We start from the raw sequence: 20,093 nt of genomic DNA on the forward strand, positions 1-20,093 counted from the left end.
CTGAAATGGGTCTTTTGATCTGTTTTGGTTCTTTCTTTGTTTCAATGGTAAATATGCGGGGACATCACAGGTTTTGTGATAAAATGGAAAGAGCAAGGAGGGAAAGTAAAATGACGTTCAAAATAACAACCGATTCATGCTGTGATTTGCCGTATGAATTATTGAAAGAAAATGATGTATCGTTTATCAGTATGACTATCACTGTAGACAATCATGAATTAATAGATGATCTGGGAGAGACGTTTGACTATACTGCTTTCTTGAGCAGCATCAAGGCAGGTGCTCTGCCAACAACATCTCAAGTCAATGTGGGGCGTTATCAGGAGTTCTTCAGACCTTTTGTGGAGGCAAAGCAACCTGTGCTATATCTTGCTTTTTCTTCTGGGCTAAGTGGCTCTTATCAAAGTGCTGTTCAAGCTGTTGCTATGCTAAAAGAGGAATATGATCAGGTGGATGTTTTCGTTGTAGATACGAAAGCTGCCAGCCTAGGACAAGGCCTGTTAGTTTATAAAGCAATCGAAATGAAAAAGAAGGGTCATTCTTTGGAAGACGTCTTACTATGGATGGAAGAAAATAAGATGAATGTCCAATCTTGGGTAACGGTGGATGATCTGAAGCATTTAGAACGAGGGGGAAGAATCTCTAAAACAACGGCAGCAATTGGCGGATTAATGAATATCAAACCAATTATTACTGTTGATAAGGATGGGAAGCTTCAAAATGTTGGGAAAGTTCGTGGACGTGGCAAGGCACTCAAAAAAGTTGTTGAGGAAACTGTCCAACGAATCAAACATCCAATAGACCAAACCTTGTTTATTGCTTATGCTGGAGATAAAGAGAGTGCAGATAAAGTCAAAGAAGAGCTAGAGGATAAAATACAAGTAAAAGAGATTCTACTCTATCCTTTGGGACCCACAATTACCGCTCATACGGGGTATGGTTGTATTGCTGTGTTTTCATTGGGAGAAACGAGAAGCTAGTTCAAAAAGAAGCAAGACAATTTTCTTAGATGGAGAATTGTTTTGCTTCTTTTTTGTTTATATGTATCAGTATTTCCTGCTCTTTTTATTTTGCGCAACTTTTTTTATAAGATGATTCGATTTCTGTTTCGTATAATAAGCTCATCAAGTAAATCGCTGGACGGTTAAGCGACAACCTGCAACTATATGCAGAGACAGGTTCGACTCCTGTTTTACTTTTAAAGACACGAACAGCAATCAAAAAACTCTATGTGGGATAGCAGAAAACCGTGTCTTGTATAAGGACGTTCACCGCAAACAAACACACTTTTAATCCAAAAAAGATGACTAGCGTCCTGTAAAAAAAGGAGCTCGGTGGAAATGACAACGGCTCATTTTCACCGATGAATGAAAAGAAGGAGGAAACAACATGTTGAACGAATTGAAAAAGATGTTTAATATAACGAAGACGGAGAACGGTGCGTATACACTAAAAAGTTCATTGAATGCGCTAGTGGATTTATTCGCTTTAGGCGGTTCATACCGGTTGAAATCTGAGCAAGAGGTATTGGCGTTATTCTATGCAGCATTTAAACAGGATAGAGATCTGGCAATGAAAACTCTTTTCTACTTGCGAGATATTCGAGGTGGACAGGGAGAGCGACGATTTTTCAGGATTGTTCTGATGGATATGGCTGTTAATGAGCCGGCAACGGTTCGTCAGCTACTGCCATATATTCCAGAGTACGGTCGTTGGGATGATGTGCTTGCCTTGCTATCTACGCCTTTGAAGGAAGCAGTTCTGACTGTTGTAACGAAACAATTTCAGGAAGATAGAAAGAATAGCGCAAATGGCCAGCCTGTATCTTTGCTGGCTAAATGGCTGCCATCGACTTCTGTCAGAAGTAAGGACCGGAAAAACCAATTGATGATACTCTTAAAAGCATGGAACATGAAGGCGGCTGTTTATCGTAAAAATCTAAGTCGCTTGCGCCAGTCATTGAGTTTGGTGGAAACGAAGCTATCCGAATGTGATTATGAAGCGATCGATTACAGTAAGCTACCATCAATTGCAGGCATGAAATATCGCCAGGCATTTTACCGCAATGATATGGAGCGCTACATGGCATTTTTGGAACAGTTGAAAACTGGTAGTGCTAAAATCAATGCTGCAACGCTTTATCCAGCTGATATTGTCGGCAAAATTCTTCAATCAAGTGGCATTGCAGAACATAGAGAATTGTATAATGGTTTGTGGGCAAATCTGCCTGATTATATTGGTGATCGAAGAGAGAATTCATTGGCTGTGGTCGATGTTTCCGGATCAATGACAGGCAAACCGATGGAAGTAGCCATTGCATTAGGGATCTATTTGTCTGAACGCAACCATGGCGAATTCAAAAATCATTTTATGACATTTTCAGAAGAGCCTGAGCTGTGTGCTTTGGAAGGAAGAGATTTTGTTGAGAAGGTTCAGAATCTGAGAAGGGCCTCATGGGGCTATAACACGAATCTTGAGAAGGTATTTACAGTTATTCTTTCAGCAGCGAAACGAGCACGTTTTTCTCAAAAGGAGATGATAGACAAGCTGTATATTATCTCTGATATGGAATTTGATGCAGCAGTTTGTGGAAGCAATCGTAATTTCCAAAGAGAGACTATGTTTAAAAAGCTGAAAGGCATGATGAATCGTGCAGGCTATCAGATGCCGGAGATTGTTTTCTGGAATGTCAACGCGCGGCAGCAGCAATTGCCGGTTTCTGCCTCTGAGAAGTATGTGAAGTTGGTTTCCGGTTATAGTCCATCGCTATTTAAGGATTTATTGGAAGATGCGACGATTTCACCGGAAGAATTTATGCTGAAGGTGATCACTGCTGAAAGATACGAAGCGATCCATGCGGCATGAAAGAGAATAGGAAGACGCACATAAGTGAGTAGGGAGAAAGAATGGCTCCTTGAATACTTATGTGCGTCTGTTTTTTTCTTTATAAGAAATGATTATATTCCAGCATTGGATTGCTTTTTATGTAATCGACGGTCATAATCTCAAAACACAGGATAACAGGATTCGAATAATTGAAAAGTTTTTGAAAGTTATCTAGCTGTCTTGAAATAGAGTCATAAGCCGAGATTGGTTCGACAGTGAGTAGGCCCTTGAGCAGTAGACTTTCACGCGTTGCAGATTGGAATACATAGAGACTGCCTTTTCTGTTCTTATGTGCATTTTTAATGGTTTTACTATCAGCATTCAAATAGAATTTCATAGAATGATAGCTTTGCCTCAACAAGGGGCGAGAAATAATTTTAGAATGAGGAAAACCAGCTTGATCACCTGTGTTCAATATCATGAAGTCACTTTCGCAAAGGATGCGCTCGGTTTCTTTGTTCATCGTATCTTATCCTTTCGATTTTCGGGAACAATTTATCAACGATATATTATTAGATAAACGATAATATGTTCTAAAAGAACGAAAAATAGAAATATGTTATTAAATAAAAACAAGACTTGAGATTCTTCGAATCTCAAGCTTGTCTTACATTTAATTATTAGTAATTGCCGTTAAATAATTGATCCAGCTGTTTTTGAACATCTTTGTTTTCAAGAAAATCATCGTAGGTCGTATCTGCACGGTCAACAACGCCTTTATCAGATACTGCGATGATCCGATTAGCTAAGGTTTGAATGAACTGGTGATCGTGAGAACCGAATAGAATTGCTCCCGGGAAAGCAATCAGCCCGTCGTTCAAAGCAGTGATCGATTCCAAATCAAGGTGATTGGTAGGATCATCAAGCACAAGAACATTGGATTTAGAAAGCATCAGCTTAGAAAGCATGACACGCACTTTTTCTCCACCGGAAAGAACCTTCACGGATTTCAGCACTTCTTCTCCAGAAAACAACATTCTACCTAAGAAGCTGCGTAGGAACGTATTATCGTCTTCTTCTTTACTGGCAAATTGACGCAACCAGTCAAGAATCGTTAAATCTGTATCGAAATCGTTGCTGTTGTCTTTTGGTAGATAAGCCTGACTGGTTGTTACACCCCAACGAACAGTTCCACTGTCAGGAGTGATTTCACCCATAAGAACTTTGAATAGAGTGGTAGTCACAATATCATTATCGGCAATGAAAGCAACTTTATCATCTTTATTCAAGGTGAAACTGATATTATCCAAAACTTTCTTTCCATCTAAAGTAACAGAAACATTCTCTACTTGCAGTAAATCATTACCGATTTCTCTTTCTGGTTTGAAGCCAACGAAAGGATAACGGCGAGAAGAAGGTTGAATATCGTCTAATGTGATTTTATCCAACATTTTTTTCCGAGAAGTTGCTTGTTTTGACTTAGACGCATTGGCACTGAATCGTGCAATAAAGTCTTGTAATTCTTTGATTTGCTCTTCTTTTTTTGCGTTTTGATCGGATTGAAGTCTGGCAGCTAATTGGCTTGACTCCAACCAGAAATCATAGTTCCCTACATACAGTTTGATTTTACCAAAGTCTAAATCGGCCATATGCGTACATACTTTATTTAAAAAGTGGCGGTCATGGGAAACGACAATAACAGTATTATCAAAATTAATCAAAAACTCTTCCAACCATGCAATAGAACGAGTATCCAGTCCATTGGTAGGCTCATCCAGAAGTAGTACATCTGGTTTACCGAACAGAGACTGAGCAAGTAAGACTTTGATTTTTTGACCAGCTGTCAGTTCACTCATTTTCTGATCGTGCAGGTTTTCGGGAATATTCAGACCTTGCAGTAAAACAGCTGCTTCCGGTTCAGCTTCCCAACCATCTAATTCAGCGAATTCACCTTCCAACTCAGCAGCACGAATACCATCCTCATCAGAAAAATCTTCCTTCATATAGATAGCGTCTTTTTCTTTCATTACTTCATACAAACGTTTATGTCCCATGATCACGGTTTCCAGAACAGTATATTCTTCATAGTCGAAATGGTTCTGTTTCAAGGTTGCCATACGCTCATCAGGACCTAATGTAACCGTTCCTGTCGTTGGCTGGATTTCTCCTGACAAAATTTTCAGGAAGGTCGATTTTCCGGCACCATTTGCACCAATCAATCCGTAGCAGTTGCCGGGATTGAATTTAATATTTACATCATCAAAAAGTTTGCGGTCAGAGAACAACAAACTTACATCATTTACAGTAATCAATTTTTTTCCTCGCTTTTCTATTATTACTATATAAATCTCACTAACTAGAGAATCATCTCCCCTATTTTTTGTACAATGTATCAAATTAATAGGATTTATATAGAGCCTCTCTGCATTATAGCGAGGAAACCCTTAATTTTCAAGAAGTTTCAGTGGATTCTTAGATTGATCAGAAGAGAAAAAAGAGAGGAAGAACGGAAATGTTCCTGTTTGATGAAAAATGTTCAAAAGAAACAGCAGGCTGTCAGGAAAATTAAAAGGATATTAGTGTACTTTTTTGACGATACACTGTATGATACACATGAGGAATTAGTGTATCGTTTATGGTGAGGGGATAAATGATGAAAAGAATTGAAAAAATCTACTTATATGTAAAAGAAAAAACGGAAAAGATGTCGGCATCAGAACTATCTATGGGGTTTGGGGTCACAACGACTGAGCTGTCAGAGGCACTGGATATTCAGCGAACAAATGCCAGTAAGGACTTGAATCAGCTTGTTCGAGAAGGTCTTCTTGAAAAGCTAGATGGTCGACCAGTAAGGTATGTGGATAAATCTGTTAGGCAGTATCAACCACTCAGAGGGCATGTAAAAAGCTATCGAGAGAGCGAGCAGAGGGAGACTACCTCGAAAACAGTTTGGTCTGTGAGTGATTCAGATCATAGTAAAAGCAATTTACCGTTGGATGATATTTTTCAACAAATGATCGGTGCTGCCGGAAGTATGAAAACACCAGTTGAGCAAGCGAAGGCAGCCATCTTGTATCCGCCGAAGGGGTTAAATTGTTTGATTGTTGGTCCTACAGGATCAGGAAAGACATACTTTGCTCATGCGATGTTTCAGTTTGCTCAAAGAAACAATATCGTTCATGATCAGAAAGAACTGATTGTCTTTAATTGTGCAGACTATGCCCACAATCCGGAGCTGCTGATGTCACATTTATTTGGGTATGTTGAGGGAGCCTTTACGGGAGCAACTGCAACAAAAAATGGCCTTATTCATGAAGCAGACGGCGGTATTCTATTTTTGGATGAAGTTCATCGTCTACCACCTGAAGGCCAGGAAATGATTTTCTATTTTATGGATCACGGGACATATTCTCGTTTAGGTGAGACGACCAAGACCAATCATGCAGATGTTCGAATCATTTGTGCGACGACTGAAAATCCGGCTTCTGCGTTGCTGAATACATTTGTCCGAAGAATTCCGATCATCATTCAGCTGCCCCATTTTAATAATCGGCCGGCGAAGGAAAAGGTTGAGCTGGTCAAAATCATGGTTGCGATAGAAGCCAATCGAATCCAACGAAAAATCACCTTAACAGAAGATGTGGTCAAGGCATTGATCGGAAGTGTCACCTATGGCAATGTTGGACAGTTGAAGTCCAACGTCCAGTTAGTTACTGCCAGAGGTTTTTTGACGCATATCGATCAGCCGGAGATGGTCATAGCGATGTCTGAGTTGACTGACGGAATCAAAGATGGCATGCTGCAGCTGGCAAATAATCGTGATGAGCTGGCGGAGCTTTCGCAATATTTAGAGCCTAAGATGGTTGTGTTACCCAATGAATCATTAGTGACTGTTCAGTCGGATTCTTATGAGCTTCCGTATAATTTATACGAGATCATCGGTGATAAAGCTGCCTTGCTTAAAGCAGATGGGTTGGATCAGGAAGTGATCAACAACTTCATTACAACAGATATCAATGTTCATCTAAAGTCGTTTTATCGAAACCATGGCTTTACGTTTGATACAGAAAAGAAACTGGCAGAAATCATGGATCAGCAAATTATTGATATCACCAGAAAAATTTTCAGCTTCTCCAAAGCAAAGCTAGGCTATGATTTTCAGTCCAACTTTATTTATGCAATGAGTTTGCATATCAGCTCCTTCTTGAAACGTATTCAGATTGGTGATAAAAGACAGCATGACTTAAATGAAAATTTAAGAAATATGGTTTTGGATTATCCGAAGGAGTTTGAAACAGCACAGGAGATCAAGGAAATGATCGAAGAGGCTTATCAGCTGTCTATTCCAGAATCAGAGACGTATTATATTGCCGTTTTACTGATTTCATTAAGAGAGAATAAAAGTGCCGGCAGAATTGGTATTGTAGTTGCCGCTCATGGGAAAAGTACAGCCACAAGTATGGTCGAGGTTGTGGAAAAGCTACTGAATGTCGATAATCTGAAAGCTGTTGATATGCCGCTTGAAATGAAGCCGCAGGAAGCTTTGACAGAGATCATTCAAGCTGTTAAGGTCGTGGATGAAGGAAGTGGTGTGATCTTACTTGTCGATATGGGTTCACTTGGGACCTTTTCAGATGAAATCATTCGACAGACAGGTATTGATGTACGAACAGTTGATATGGTCACAACACCAATTGTATTGGAGACGGCCAGAAAAACAACTCTTTTGGATACACATTTAAATGATCTCTATGATTCTTTGAAGAACTTCCATGGCTATGCAGGGATGAATACACTGAACAATAGAGAATTAGGCTTGCCGCCAATCAAGAAAAAGATGATTTTGGCAATCTGCGCATCGGGTGAGGGGACTGCCCAACGCATGAAAGAACTGATTGAAGGCTATTTGACACCGCAGACCGAGCAGCATCTTACGGTTGTTCCTTGCTCGATTTTGGATGTAAGTAAGCGGTTGGAGAAGTTAAATCAGCAGTATCATATTGTCGCAACGACCGGAATCACTGATCCTAAAATCAATGTGCCGTTTATTCCGATGGAGACCTTCTTTTCCGGAGAAGCGGCAGAAGTGATCGACCACCTTGTGTATGATGATGAGCTGGCGATTCATGACATGAGTATTGATGAAGAGACAGCCAAAAGAATTTGTGTTGATTACATGGAACAAAGCTTTACCTTTATCAATGCACAAAAAGTTTTACCGTTGTTATGGCAGTTTGTAGACACAGTCCAGACAAAGCTGAATTTGGTAGAATCCTATACCTTCTATATAAACATGATCATGCACATGGCTGGTGTACTGGAAAGAGCCTTGCGACAAGATCCTTTGAACGTGGAAGTGGCGTTGTTAGAAGAAATGAAGCAAGATACCTTTTATAGAGAAATTTTGAAGGCTGTATTAGTCTTAAATGAAGCATTCAAATTGAAGATTGCAGAATCTGAAATTTATTACATGGTACACATGGTTCATAATTCACAAAAAGATATACAGAAAAATACAGATGATTTATTCGATTGAATACACAAAAAAGATACACTGTTGAAATGACACAGTGTATCTTTTTTGTAGTTTAAACCTTGATTTAATTGACTTTACACATCAATACACTAAGTTGGCACGATACTTGCTTATAATAAGGTGGATCAACATTCCAAGAATCAAAGGGCTTTATTTTGGCATTATCTTTCGGAACATAGTATTTTAAATGTACATTGAGAGAACCGCCTTCTAATGATGCCTTCTTCCCCAAGAACATAGAGGATTGGACAAAAGGAGTGCAGGTTTAGATGGATATTCGTCTAGCAAGAATCGATGATCGACTGATTCATGGTCAGGTCGCTACGGTATGGACTAAGAGCATGAATATCAATCGTATTTTGGTGGTCAGCGATACAGTGGCACAGGATATGCTGCGAAAAAAATTATTGATTCAAGCTGCGCCGCCAGGAGTCAAAGTGAACGTCATCACAGTGGATAAAATGATTCAGGTTTATCCGGATGAACGCTTTGACAGCAGTTTTAGAGTGATGTTGCTCTTCACAAATCCTGAGGATGTCGAGCGCGTCGTAAGAAATGGCGTTCAACTGGAAACAGTGAATATTGGCGGGATGAGCTTCACCCAAGGAAAAAAGATGATCACAAACGCTGTAGCAGTGGATGCACGAGATATTGAAGCATTCAAGTATCTGGATTCTCTGGGAATCACTTTGGAAATAAGAAAAGTTGTTGCGGATAGTAAAGTGCAATTGATGGAGCAGTTGAAGAAGGAACAAATGCTGTGACACAAAGGATTGAAATATTGTTGCATAGCCGAAAGCGATGAAAGATTTATAGAAGATGTTTTAAGCATTGAAAGGATGTGGTTCGGTAAAAAAAGTGTGATATGAAACGCGTTTATTATTGTATTGTTTCCAAGGGTTTTTATTTTCCATTATTTTATCACTGAACTTTTTATTTCATATGACTCGGAAGTAATGCGTTTTGGAAAGAATCAGATAATACAAAAGAAAGTCAATAAGTATAGGAGGTATACAAATTATGGTAGGGATTATTCTTGCAAGTCACGGAAAATTCGCCGAAGGAATTTTACAATCAGGTTCCATGATTTTCGGTGAACAGGAAAACGTAAAAGCTGTGACACTAATGCCCAGTGAAGGCCCAGATGATTTAAAAGCAAAACTAACTGAGGCAATCGCAACGTTTGATAATGATGAGGAAGTATTGTTTTTAGTCGATTTGTGGGGCGGTACACCGTTCAATCAGGCCAACAGTCTTTTTGAAGAACGCAAAGACAAATGGGCAATCGTCAGTGGGTTGAACTTACCAATGTTGATTGAAGCTTACTCTTCACGTTTTTCAATGAACTCAGCACAAGAGATTGCTGCACATGTTTTAGGTGTTGCCAGAGAAGGTGTGAAAATCAAACCGGAAGAATTAGAGCCGGCTGAAGCACCAAAAGCAGTTGTTGAAGATGGCCAACCAAAAGGCGCATTGCCGGAAGGAACAGTTGTTGGTGATGGCAAAATCAAATACGTTTTAGCACGTGTAGATTCTCGTTTGCTTCATGGACAGGTAGCGACAGCGTGGACGAAATCAACACAACCAAACCGTATCATCGTGGTTTCAGATGCTGTTTCAAAGGATGATCTTCGTAAGAAATTGATCGAACAAGCTGCACCTCCAGGGGTTAAAGCGAATGTTATTCCAATCAAAAAAATGATTGAAATCGCAAAAGACCCTCGTTTCGGCAACACAAAAGCCTTGTTGTTGTTTGAAAATCCGGAAGATGTAGTCACAGCAGTAGAAGGCGGCGTGGACATCAAAGAATTGAATGTCGGTTCAATGGCCCATTCTGTTGGTAAAGTTGTAGTAAGTAAAGTTCTGTCGATGGGAACGGAAGATGTTAAAGCTTTTGAAACATTAGAAAGCAAAGGCATCAAGTTCGATGTACGTAAAGTACCGAATGATTCAAAAGCAAACATGGACGAAATTTTGAAAAAAGCAAAAACAGAATTAGCAAACGCATAATTATCTATGAATTACGACGAAATAGACGATACAAAGTTGAGTAGTCAGTGTACTTATTGAATACCCTAGCTGCTCTTCATGATGAATCGTTTCACGCAATTCATACAAAACAAAATTCATATTTATAGGAGGTCTATCATGTCTGTTATTTCAATAATATTGGTAGTATTAGTTGCCTTTCTAGCTGGTATGGAAGGAATTCTGGATGAGTTCCAGTTCCACCAACCACTGGTAGCTTGTACGTTGATCGGTTTAGTAACCGGTAATTTGGAAGCCGGGATCGTTCTTGGCGGAACCCTTCAAATGATCGCTCTTGGGTGGGCAAACATTGGAGCAGCCGTAGCACCGGACGCAGCTTTAGCATCAGTCGCATCAGCAATTATTTTAGTATTAGGTGGACAAGGTGTTAAAGGTGTTCCTGCGGCGATCGCAATTGCGGTTCCTTTGGCTGTAGCTGGTTTGGTTTTAACTATGATCGTTCGTACATTGGCTGTACCGATTGTCCATTTGATGGATGCGGAAGCTGAAAAAGGAAATATCAGAGGCGTAGAAATGTGGCACATCGTAGCCGTAGCTATGCAAGGGGTACGTATCGCAATCCCAGCAGCAGCACTATTGTTTATTCCAGCTGAAACTGTTCAATCTGTCTTGCAGTCAATGCCTGCTTGGTTGACAGATGGTATGGCAATCGGTGGTGGAATGGTCGTTGCCGTTGGTTACGCAATGGTAATCAACATGATGGCAACAAAAGAAGTATGGCCATTCTTCGTTATCGGTTTTGTTGTAGCAGCGATTTCACAATTGACACTGATTGCACTTGGTGCATTAGGTGTTGCTCTAGCACTTATCTACCTGAACCTTTCTAAAATGGGCGGTTCTTCAAATGGTGGCGGTGGCGGAAATCATGGTGATCCGCTAGACGATATTCTTAACGACTATTAACCTTGAAGGAGGAGAAAAAAATGGCAGAAAAAGCTCAAGTATCAGAAAGAATCGAATTATCTAAAAAAGATCGTTTAGCCGTTGCGTGGCGCTCTACCTTCATTCAAGGTTCTTGGAACTATGAACGTATGCAAAATGGCGGTTGGACATTCGCAATGATCCCAGCGATTAAAAAATTATATAAATCTAAAGAAGAACGTACTGCGGCATTGAAACGTCACTTAGAGTTCTTTAATACTCACCCATACATTGCTTCACCAATTCTTGGTGTAACTCTGGCTCTTGAAGAAGAGCGTGCAAATGGTGCACCGGTTGATGATGTGGCAATCCAAGGGGTTAAGGTCGGAATGATGGGACCTTTAGCCGGTGTTGGTGACCCAGTATTCTGGTTTACAGTAAGACCGATGCTTGGTGCATTAGGTGCATCGTTAGCAATGGGCGGAAGTATTCTTGGTCCAATCATTTTCTTCGTAGCTTGGAATGCAATTCGTTGGGCGTTTATGTGGTATACACAGGAATTCGGTTATAAAGCCGGTTCTAAAATCACAGAAGACCTTTCCGGTGGATTATTGCAGGATGTAACAAAAGGTGCATCGATTCTCGGGATGTTCGTACTGGCGGCACTGGTTCAGCGGTGGGTGTCCATCAAGTTTCTACCGGTCGTATCTTCTGTTAAATTGGATGATGGTGCCTACATCGAATGGGACAAACTTCCAGCTGGCGGTGAAGGAATCAAACAGGCTTTCGAGCAGGTGAATTCCGGATTAGCTTTATCCTCTGAGAAGGTAACAACCTTGCAGAATAACTTGGATCAATTGATTCCAGGGCTAGCTGCATTGCTTCTTACATTGTTCTGTATGTGGTTGCTTAAGAAAAAAGTTTCTCCAATCGTTATTATCCTTGGCCTATTCGTAGTAGGTATTCTTGGACACGTGGTTGGATTACTGTAAAACAGAGCGAAGGGGCTGGACAATTGTTTGTCCCGGCCCCTTCTTGATTTTTTATAGGTACATAGCATTCTTTTATTTAAAATAGCGTATTTACTCAGATAACGGTATAATAAATGAATCGAAATAGCGAGAATGGAGTGGGTATAATGGTTCAATCACTGAATACAAAAGTAGATTTGGTAATAGATGCGACGGCCTATACAGGACTTACTGATTATGGACAGCTCATGGTTGGTGATAAAGGGTTTGAATTCTACAACTCACGAGATACACGGAAGTACATTCAAATTCCTTGGGAAGAAGTAGAGTATGTGATTGCTTCTGTACTTTTCAAAGGAAAATGGATTCCCCGTTATGCTATTGAGACAAAGCAAAATGGAACCTTTACCTTTGCATCTAAAGAACCTAAAAAAGTACTACGAGCTATAAGGGAGTATATCCCTTCAGATCGTATGGTTCAATCCTTGGGCTTTTTCGACGTTGTGAAGCGTGGCGTACAAGCGAAGTTTAAAAAAGGATAGTCTCTAAATCAATCGATCCATCAAGTTGCGATTCTTTTGATACTCAGGATAGAATTCCACGAGACATAGGCAATTATTCCATTTATTTTCAGACGGGCTCATTAGGAAAATAAGAAAATTAAAGAGCTGACAGGATTTGTAGGACAAGTTTTCGATAAAAAACGAAACTGAGTCTACTGGTGCAGCATAGATAAAACGATTGAGATGAGAGTGATTTCAGTCGTTTTTTATATGTTCTTTTATCAAAAGTGAAAAAATAACAGCATTACTTTTGACCAAAATTTCTTATCGGAGTACCATAAACAATGTAAGAATAAACGAAAGAGGTGAAAAAAATAATGGATAAAAAAGCAACGGGTTTTGACTGGGGTTCGTTATTATTAGGGATTTTGTTTGTTATCGTTTCATTGATGTCTTTTCAAGACCCAACGGGAAATTTACTGGCGATCGTCATGATTTTCGCTATATTTGCCATTATAAAGGGTGTATTTGAAATTTTTGTCCGGAATCGCTTGAAGGAATTGACAGGGTATAAGACTTACATGCCTCTGATCTTAGGTGTTATCGACATTATTCTGGGGATTTATCTTCTTTTTAATCTGCAAATAGGAATTGCTGTGTTACCTTATGTCTTTGCACTATGGTTCATTCTGGATTCCTTCTTCAATTTGTTCACATTGGACTTGGCAAAAGCTTTCCACACTGGGTACTATTGGTTGAGCTTGATCGTAGATATTTTGGGGATCATTTTGGGTGTTATGCTCTTGTTTAACCCACTATCTTCTGCGCTAACATTGAGTTTTCTGGTAGGTTTTTATTTTATGATGTTTGGAATCACGTATATCGTTTATGCGTTTCATTGAAAAACGAGACAATGAATAAGCACTTTTACTTTCAAGTAAACCAAAAGCTTCACTCCGCGTTGATCGTGGAGTGAAGCTTTTATGTATTAGGAGGTTGGGAGTAAGGAAAGTAGCGCCTCCTTTATTTATATAAAGTCTTGTTAATTGACGGATTTTTTAGGTCCTTAGTAATATCTACGACATTTCTTTTGAGGGCTTGAAATCAGGTGCACTAACCATACAGCTATAGCTAAAGGAATGACGATCTTCAATGCTAACCATAAAAGTGTTCCCACAACACTTACGATCATGCTGATAGCGATACTTCCAATAATAAAGAGTCCAATCAATTTCAATACGTTTCCTACCAAGTTGTTATTCATTTTATATTCTCCGTTCTCTGTTTGTTTTCTATATTAAGAGTATAGCAAGGCATAAAAAAACAGACATCGACCTCAAGACCGATTTGTTCTCCATCTTTAGATGGGCATATTAATTGTTTTTATGACTAAAGGCAGTAAAATGAGAAGGAATGGGGTGTGGAATATGTCGAAAACAAGGATAGAGGCATTCACAGATGCAGTAATAGCGATCATCATGACGATTCTGGTATTAGAGCTGTTACCGCCAAAAACGGACAATTGGCAAGCGTTATTTGATATTGGGCACAAAATTTTTATTTATATCATTAGCTTTATCATGCTGGCGATTTACTGGAACAATCATCACCATATGTTCCAATTAGTACATAAAATTAATGGTCGGGTGTTGTGGGCAAACAACTTTTTCATTTTTACTCTGACACTCATACCATTTGCCACAGCTTGGGTAGGAGATTTCTTGGACAGTCTCGTGCCGGAGCTTTTGTATGGAGTGGTCATTTTATTGGCAGATGTAGCTTACTATATTTTGATGAAGGAATTGATTCGTGCAGAAAAAAACAATTCTAAATTGCGCGTTATTCTAGATAAATATTATAAAATGTATCTATCCATCGGACTTAATCTTTTGGGGCTGTTGTTAGGTTGGTTGATCCATCCTTATTTTGTCTTGATTGTTAATATCGGCATTTTAATCATGTGGTTCGTTCCTGAGAAAAGAATCGAACAAGAATATAAAAAGTAGGAGAAACACAGTTGCCATCAGAAATGGTAAATGTTGCTCTTATTGAAAAAATTGAAGGACACGAAAGTAGTGAACTATTTTCGTGTCCTTCAGTTTTTTTATTGAGGTATATTTCTGAAAATTTCAAGTATGTGAAAAGGCAGTGCCCTATTTTTACAGCAAGCTGTTGTTGAGTTGGCGGTACAAATAATATAAAATAGGATGTATATACTATTCTGGCCTAAACAGAATAATATATGTAGCATTTTTTAAATAAGCAGATTCTCAAATTTTTCTAGAACTTTACTATTTTATGAAAAGAATCCTATTTTTTTTGGTGTAAAATGAATAGTGGGAAATAATGCAGAAATACAGTACATAGAATGAATTCACTACCTAGATTAGGTAAAACAATAGACAGAGTAGATATGAAGGGATTACTAATCGATTATGGAGAAATTAAGTAAGCAATCATTGGGGAGTAAGAAAATCTTTTTAAGAAAAGAAATAGAGCAGGAACGTTTAGGCGAAGAGATTTATGTAGAAGATATTCTATGCCAGTATTCTGTCTATTTGGTAAGGAAATTTGAAGAAAAAGAAGATTACCTGGAATTGTCACAGATGGAATTGCTGCTGACGGATCTACCGGAGCGATTTAATAAGGCTTTTACAGATGTTGTTGTCAAAAATTTATATGTTCGTACAACAGTCAAGGCTGTTTATGTTACTTTACTACTTGCTTTGCCTCAGCCGTTGAGTAAATTCCAAATTACTGAGCTGAAGGATTGGATGGGAACCTTAACGGTGTCACCTCTAGCCTTGGAGCATACATCAAATTTTACAAGTACTGGAAGTCAAGAGAATGTGATGGTGCGTGAATGGCAGGAGACGAATAGTGAAGTGCTGTTGCTGACAGAAATGATGAATCAGTTCAATGAAAGTCTGACAGAGATTTATACTGAGCTGCAGGTAATGAAGAATCAGAAGACACCGCCTAAAATGCGTGTCGTTAAAAGCGAAGCAGCTGTCAAGACGGTCAAAGAAAAAGAGAATGAAAATAGTAAGCGACTAGATGAAGCGATTGCTAAGGTAGATAAGATGAACGAAGCCTTTGAAGCCTTCCAAAAACAGATTGTGACACAGGTTGAAGAGCTTCAAAAGGTCGAAGTTAAGCCTGTAGAAACGAAGACGCCTCCGAAATTCAAGATATTTTTTGATGGGCAGAGAAAAGAAGGAACAAAGCTTGAACAGCAGTTGAAGGAAGTACTTGATCGAGTGGAGACTCTGGCGGATCGAACGGATTTCTCACAAAAGGAAGTAGAGAAGCTGGGAATGAAGGTAGAGAAAGAATCACGAAGAGCCAGAGAGCTGTATAGAGCGCAGACTGAGAATGTTCAGCCAGCGAAAGAACAATCAAGGTTGGAAGAGAAAGTGGCTTTGACGAACAAAGATATCCGGACTATTTCCAGTCAGCTTAAAGAAATAAATAAAAAGCTGAGTACTGTTGAGACAAAGGTTTCAGAAGCAGAACAGTCGCCGGAAGAGATTGCTCAAATCGAGAAGGACCATGATCGATTGCATGCAACAGCTTCTGAAACGATGAAACTGAATCAAGTAATCGATCAATTGACGGAAAGAGTTCAAAATGTACAAAGTGAATTGACGGATGTGAAACAGAACAAAAAGAAAATTCCTGTCGTGAAGCTTAAAAAAAGCGAGACGCAGAAAAAGCTAGCAGAGCAGCATCAGCAGGATCAGGAACAGTTGAAAGCTAATGCTGTGGAAATCAAGAAGCTTAGTCAAACTGTTGGCAAGGTAGATGTTCAGCTGATACAGGCGCATCAGAAGATTGCTGAACTGGAGCAGAAAATCCGGACAAACGAACAGGTTTCAGTGAATCGAAGAAAAGAACTTGAAGCAACAATGGTTTATCAACAAGATGAGAAACCATTAGTGGCACAGAATGTTCAGATGGATAAGCAGCCGCCGATGCAGCCGCAACAGCCGGTAGGACAAGGATTTGCTCCTATCCAATCAGAAGCAAGACCGCAGTCACGACCAGAGGCAACGAATCAGGCCAATAATCAACGGCAACCTTTGGGTTCCAGAGAGTTTCCGTCGAAAGAGGACTTTTTGCAGGCATCTAGACCGATACCACGTCAGCCACAGCCAGGTCCGAGACCAAATCAACTACCACCTGCTGGTGCTGCTCCTGCTTATGAAGAACCGTCTACGGTAACCCTATCGATTGAAGAGATGCTGAATCGGGTTTCTGACCATCCTAAGCAGCAGCCTGTCATAAATGCAGCCAAGCCATTGCAGAGTCAGAAAACACCAACATCGTTACGCCGGTTGAAAAAGCTGGAATCAGACATTACCGCTTGTTTCAAACGCGTGCAAAATGGTATTGGTAGTCGAGGCATGATTGCTAAAGAGGATGTTTATGCGAATATTCGTCAGATTGAAGTCATCCCCTATCTTTGGTCAATGATCTATACTGGGGAGCACCCACAGGATATTCAATTAAACAATGAAATCAGCTGTTTACAGCTAGTGAATGGAGTACCCGCATTTCTGCGAGAAATAGAAGAGATAGCTTCGAAGCGAAAAGTGATGGGCAAATGGATTTATGCGCCTAAAGAACTGGAGCAGAAGATGGAAGGCTACAAAATGCTGAATGAGTATTTCGAGCTCTATCTTTCCAATACACCAAGCTGATGCTGTGATAGCTAAAATGAATCAAACGCACGTCTCATACGACAGAAAATTCTGTTCAATGAGACGTGCGTGTTTATTTTTGTGTTAAGTTAGCCATAAAGCGAGCCTATCCATTACGTTGATGACTTGTTTGTCCTGTGTTTCTTTCAGAAAGTCATGTGGAAGGTCATATACGGGGACGAATAAATCCTGCGTATTTTTGCGAACCAATCGTTTGCTGTATTTGAATGGAATTTCCTGATCTGTAGTACTTGCAGTACTGAATAGAGGTGGAAATTGTTGTAATTTTTCTCGACTTATCGTCAGTTTAGGACGGTTTTGCTCTGTTAGTCCATAGTAGTCTGCTAATTTTTGATTCTGTACAGCATAGATGTAAAGGAGGTAACGTTGTAACAATGGATCATCCCAGACAGGGATATCCATTTCGACACTTTGAAGCTGAGCTTCTGTAACGAGGACATCAGATAGATTTCTTTTCATATTGATGAAATCAAGGTCTGTATACCCGTAAAAGTTGATCAGCTGTTCTGGTAAAGCAGCTGTTTTTTGATCGATCAAATGACTGGTCAGAAGCATCATCAGATAGCTGCCGGCAGAACGTCCGCAAAAACTAAACGGCTGCTGTCCAATCAACTCGTGGATAGAATGGAAGCTCTGAACCACTCCAGAAGAAATTTCTGACAACGTATTGTTCGGTGCGAGGCGGTAGTCTATCGTAATCACTGAAAAGCCTTTATCTAAAAATAACTGTTTCAACTGCTTTGGCAGGTCACTTTTACTACCATATACGAGACCACCCCCATGAAAGTAAAGCATATATTTTTTATTTGGTGTATCCGCGTGAAACCATTCGATCGTTCCACCTGTAGTAAGTTGTATTGTTTCGGACATAGGGACTCTCCTTTACTTTTCCTGTAAAATCATTGAGGCTGTTTTTTTAGGTATATCCTCAAATTGCCTCAAGATTTCTTCATTTTCAATAAATAGGTACCTATTTCGAAATTCAGAATCTGGGTGGGATTTGTCAGATCGATTTCCAAATAGTCCTCTATTTTATTTAAGCGATAACGAATCGTTTTAGAATGTAAAAATAGGGCTTCAGCTGTTTTTTTATAGTTACGATTACTTTTGAAAAAGGTATATAGGGTTTCGAAAAGATCATAATTTTCTTGACGTAAAGCCACTAATTTGGGTGAGATCAATTTCTCGATTGCCTCTAATTGCTGCTCGTTCATGAAATAGCGAAATATCCCCAACTCAGAGACCTCTACAACCTGATCGATATAAAACTCCTGATTAAAGCGGATCGTATCCAAACATTCGATTAAAACGGTTTTCAGTTCTTCCTTTTTCTTTACCGAGCTTACTGCAAACGTCAGATTCTTATACTCGCTAAAAGTATCTTTAAACAGCTGCATCAGCTCTCTTTTTTGAATGGACAAATCCGGCGAAGCTAGATTATAAAGCAAGACAAGATAGTTATGGTGTTCAAAGAAAATAACATGTTCCTTCAAGGTTCGCAACTTGTTTCGGATCTCTTTTTGTAATAGTCGGCTGTTCAACGTATTGGTTGAAAAAGCGATACCTTGATAATAGGGATAGGCATTCATATCTGCTTCATTTAGTAGACTGTTCAGCTCATCAAGATTCCCCGGCGTATTCTGCAGGATCGCATCAGCCAAATTATTTAAACGCGTAAAACGATCCTTTTTGATCAGATATTCCATTTGCAGCTTTTCCTGTAGGATATCAATCGCATTTTCTATAATCATCAAATCTGTTTCCTTAAAGTCCGCATCGTTCTGGTACACCAACAAAATACATTTATCTGTGTATTGATTGAGGATTTCCGCCTTCAATGCAGTGATTTCCTGCGCATTTTTTTGAGAGAAAAGTGTAAGCAGTTCATAATGATTTTTAGTAAACTCTGTATTTTTCATGGTTGTTTGGCGTGTTACAACCATTTCTTCATTGAGTGTACCATAAGTAATGTGGATACCACGATCAGGAATTTTCAATGCACAATCTTTTTTGATCAGCAAGTGAAACTCACGCATGATTTGATCAAAGGAGGACAGGTTTCTCTCGATTTTTGTAAAGCGCTGACGAACATCATAGTAGGTCCGTAAAACATGGGATTGGTAATTGAGCATAGGTTCATAGATTGCCAGCATGATTTTTTCATAGGTCAAGTCTTGTTCGACCTTGATTAAGGGGATTTGAAAGGTAAAGCAGAGATCAATGAGCCATTCGGGAATCATTGTGATCAAGCGATCCATTTTTACGACGAGACCACTGATCCCTATGTTGTGCATTTTTTCAAAAAAGTCTGTTAACTCTTGTTCCTCTAGATTATTGAATGCATAAAACGAGGTCAAAATCAGCTGGTTTTGCTTACTCCATTTTTCAATGTCAATGGCTTCCAGAACCATTGCCGAGTCTACTTCATTTTCTAATCCAATCTCTCCGGTCAGCAACTTACTGCTTCTAAATATTTCCAAGGACATCAGTTCCTTTATTCTCATTATATTCTCCTTTTTCCGCTTTATGGATAAAAATTATCTCTTTATTTTAGAATATCATCTAATGTAAACGCAAACAAGAAAATTTAAAATAAAAGTGTAATCAAAACTGGAGGAGGATA

At 39.4% G+C, this 20,093-nt stretch carries 16 protein-coding genes; 11 read left to right on the forward strand and 5 right to left on the reverse strand.

Going from position 1 to position 20,093, the window contains the following annotated elements:
- The first annotated feature begins 110 nt into the window (after positions 1-110).
- Both A5888_RS12905 and A5888_RS12910 read left to right on the forward strand, forming a co-directional pair.
- Positions 111-980: a DegV family protein gene (locus A5888_RS12905; RefSeq protein ID WP_086348457.1), complete on the forward strand. Its 870-nt coding sequence runs from the start codon at positions 111-113 to the stop codon at positions 978-980.
- 409 nt (positions 981-1,389) lie between these two features.
- A complete protein-coding gene (locus A5888_RS12910) occupies positions 1,390-2,865 on the forward strand; it encodes a DUF2828 family protein (protein ID WP_086348458.1) in 1,476 nt (491 codons plus the stop codon).
- Between the two features lie 79 nt (positions 2,866-2,944).
- Here the strand turns inward: A5888_RS12910 and A5888_RS12915 are convergent, their stop codons facing one another.
- Complete coding sequence (locus A5888_RS12915) at positions 2,945-3,349, reverse strand: pyridoxamine 5'-phosphate oxidase family protein (protein WP_339101643.1); 405 nt, start codon at positions 3,347-3,349, stop codon at positions 2,945-2,947.
- 157 nt (positions 3,350-3,506) lie between these two features.
- On the reverse strand, positions 3,507-5,138 hold the full coding sequence (locus A5888_RS12920; protein WP_086348461.1) for an ABC-F family ATP-binding cassette domain-containing protein: 1,632 nt from the start codon (positions 5,136-5,138) through the stop codon (positions 3,507-3,509).
- 341 nt (positions 5,139-5,479) lie between these two features.
- Between A5888_RS12920 and A5888_RS12925 the strand changes: the two genes are divergently transcribed.
- The 7 genes from A5888_RS12925 to A5888_RS12955 all read left to right on the forward strand — a co-directional run bounded on the left by A5888_RS12925 (position 5,480) and on the right by A5888_RS12955 (position 13,648).
- Positions 5,480-8,362 (forward strand): sigma-54-dependent transcriptional regulator, encoded by a 2,883-nt coding sequence (locus tag A5888_RS12925; RefSeq protein ID WP_086348460.1) that lies wholly within the window; start codon positions 5,480-5,482, stop codon positions 8,360-8,362.
- A gap of 269 nt (positions 8,363-8,631) precedes the next feature.
- Positions 8,632-9,126: a mannose/fructose/sorbose PTS transporter subunit IIB gene (locus A5888_RS12930; RefSeq protein ID WP_086348462.1), complete on the forward strand. Its 495-nt coding sequence runs from the start codon at positions 8,632-8,634 to the stop codon at positions 9,124-9,126.
- Positions 9,127-9,382: 256 nt separating this feature from the next.
- Positions 9,383-10,372 carry a mannose/fructose/sorbose PTS transporter subunit IIA gene (locus A5888_RS12935; protein WP_086348463.1) on the forward strand — a complete coding sequence of 330 codons (990 nt, stop codon included), beginning with the start codon at positions 9,383-9,385 and terminating at the stop codon, positions 10,370-10,372.
- A gap of 138 nt (positions 10,373-10,510) precedes the next feature.
- Positions 10,511-11,314 carry a PTS mannose/fructose/sorbose transporter subunit IIC gene (locus A5888_RS12940; RefSeq protein ID WP_086348464.1) on the forward strand — a complete coding sequence of 268 codons (804 nt, stop codon included), beginning with the start codon at positions 10,511-10,513 and terminating at the stop codon, positions 11,312-11,314.
- 20 nt (positions 11,315-11,334) lie between these two features.
- Positions 11,335-12,264, forward strand: coding sequence for a PTS system mannose/fructose/sorbose family transporter subunit IID (locus A5888_RS12945; RefSeq protein ID WP_086348465.1), 930 nt, complete (start codon positions 11,335-11,337; stop codon positions 12,262-12,264).
- A gap of 146 nt (positions 12,265-12,410) precedes the next feature.
- Positions 12,411-12,785 carry a DUF956 family protein gene (locus A5888_RS12950; RefSeq protein WP_086348466.1) on the forward strand — a complete coding sequence of 125 codons (375 nt, stop codon included), beginning with the start codon at positions 12,411-12,413 and terminating at the stop codon, positions 12,783-12,785.
- 338 nt (positions 12,786-13,123) lie between these two features.
- Positions 13,124-13,648: an HdeD family acid-resistance protein gene (locus A5888_RS12955; RefSeq protein ID WP_086348467.1), complete on the forward strand. Its 525-nt coding sequence runs from the start codon at positions 13,124-13,126 to the stop codon at positions 13,646-13,648.
- Positions 13,649-13,812: 164 nt separating this feature from the next.
- Here A5888_RS12955 and A5888_RS12960 read toward each other — a convergent pair whose 3' ends face one another.
- Positions 13,813-14,010 carry a hypothetical protein gene (locus A5888_RS12960; RefSeq protein ID WP_086348468.1) on the reverse strand — a complete coding sequence of 66 codons (198 nt, stop codon included), beginning with the start codon at positions 14,008-14,010 and terminating at the stop codon, positions 13,813-13,815.
- Positions 14,011-14,173: 163 nt separating this feature from the next.
- Here A5888_RS12960 and A5888_RS12965 point away from each other — a divergent pair, with 163 nt between their 5' ends.
- Positions 14,174-14,752: a TMEM175 family protein gene (locus A5888_RS12965; RefSeq protein ID WP_339101644.1), complete on the forward strand. Its 579-nt coding sequence runs from the start codon at positions 14,174-14,176 to the stop codon at positions 14,750-14,752.
- A 429-nt stretch (positions 14,753-15,181) separates the two neighbouring features.
- On the forward strand, positions 15,182-17,449 hold the full coding sequence (locus A5888_RS12970) for a hypothetical protein (protein WP_086348469.1): 2,268 nt from the start codon (positions 15,182-15,184) through the stop codon (positions 17,447-17,449).
- 84 nt (positions 17,450-17,533) lie between these two features.
- Here A5888_RS12970 and A5888_RS12975 read toward each other — a convergent pair whose 3' ends face one another.
- Positions 17,534-18,340, reverse strand: coding sequence for an alpha/beta hydrolase (locus A5888_RS12975; protein ID WP_086348470.1), 807 nt, complete (start codon positions 18,338-18,340; stop codon positions 17,534-17,536).
- A gap of 68 nt (positions 18,341-18,408) precedes the next feature.
- Positions 18,409-19,974 carry a PucR family transcriptional regulator gene (locus A5888_RS12980; protein WP_086348471.1) on the reverse strand — a complete coding sequence of 522 codons (1,566 nt, stop codon included), beginning with the start codon at positions 19,972-19,974 and terminating at the stop codon, positions 18,409-18,411.
- Between the last annotated feature and the right edge of the window lie 119 nt (positions 19,975-20,093).

The sequence above is a fragment of the Enterococcus sp. 9E7_DIV0242 genome (assembly GCF_002140975.2).
GTDB lineage: Bacteria > Bacillota > Bacilli > Lactobacillales > Enterococcaceae > Enterococcus_L > Enterococcus_L clewellii.